This is a genomic window from Paraplanobispora takensis (genome assembly GCF_016863195.1).
In the GTDB taxonomy this organism is placed as follows: Bacteria; Actinomycetota; Actinomycetes; order Streptosporangiales; family Streptosporangiaceae; genus Planobispora; species Planobispora takensis.
On record NZ_BOOK01000136.1, the window covers coordinates 1 to 1,101 of the forward strand.

Genomic DNA, 1,101 nt, shown 5'->3' on the forward strand with positions numbered 1-1,101 from the left:
AGGGCGCGTATTGAGTTGTGATCAAGAGGTGGTCCGGGTGAGGTCTTTGATCCAGATCATTGAGGCGCGCAGGTGGAGGCCGGCGAGGTAGCTCGCCGGGGTCTTGTCGTACCGGGTGGCGATGCCTCGCCAGGCCTTCAGCTTGTTGATCAGACGCTCGACGGTGTTCCGCTCGGTGTAGAGATCGGCGTCGCACCCGACGGGGCGGCCGCCCCGGGAGCCCTTCTTCTTCCGGTTGGCGACCTGGTCCCGCTTTTCCGGGATGACGGCCTTGATGCCGCGTCTACGCAGGTGGGCGCGGTTGCCGCGGGAGGAGTAGGCCTTGTCGCCGGCGACGGCACCGGGCCGGGTGCGGGGGCGGCCGACGGGACCGGGGATGCGGACCTTCCTCAACACGGGGATGAATTGCGGACTGTCGGCTGCCTGTCCGGCGGTCAAGACGAACGCCAGCGGGCGACCTCCGCGGTCGGCGGCCAGGTGGATCTTGCTCGTCTGCCCGCCCCGGGACCGACCGAGCAGGGCGGCCTTCAGCCGGAGCTTTCGGCGGCGCCGCAGGCATCGCCGCTTCTCCCCTTCGGGATCGGCTTCGGCCTCTGGCCCGTTTTGTTCTTCGAGGTCGCCCCCTTTGACCTGGTTTTCTCCTCCTCGATGGCAGCCTTCTCCACGGCGGCGAGCACGTCCTGGCTCATGTGCATCCCAGCAGCGTCATGGTGAGCGCGGGCAGTGGTGGAGTCGATGCCGACGAGGGACAGGTCCACCTCGCCGCGCTTGGCGGCTTCGGCGATCAGGCCCTCCAGTAGGGACTCGAACACGCCGACGTCACGCCACTGCCGGAAGCGGTTGGAGACGGTCGGCCAGGCGCCGAACTCCTGTGGCATCTCCCGCCACTGAGCGCCGGTCCGAAACCGCCAGATCACGCCTTCGAACTGCTGGCGCAGGCGCTCGGGGTACGGCCCGTACTCGCCGATCGGCAGGTACGGCCTGATGAACTCCCACGCTTCGTCTGTCAGCTGCGCTCGGGTCACACGCGAAAGTTCTACCGGTCCAAGACCCGAAACGAGGGTGTATTCACATGTTGATCACGACCCAATACGCGCCCTA

General features: G+C 67.2%; 1 pseudogene. It reads right to left on the minus strand.

From position 1 onward, the window contains the following. Positions 1–21: 21 nt before the first annotated feature. Positions 22–1,025: pseudogene (locus Pta02_RS40785) on the minus strand (IS5 family transposase). Between the last annotated feature and the right edge of the window lie 76 nt (positions 1,026–1,101).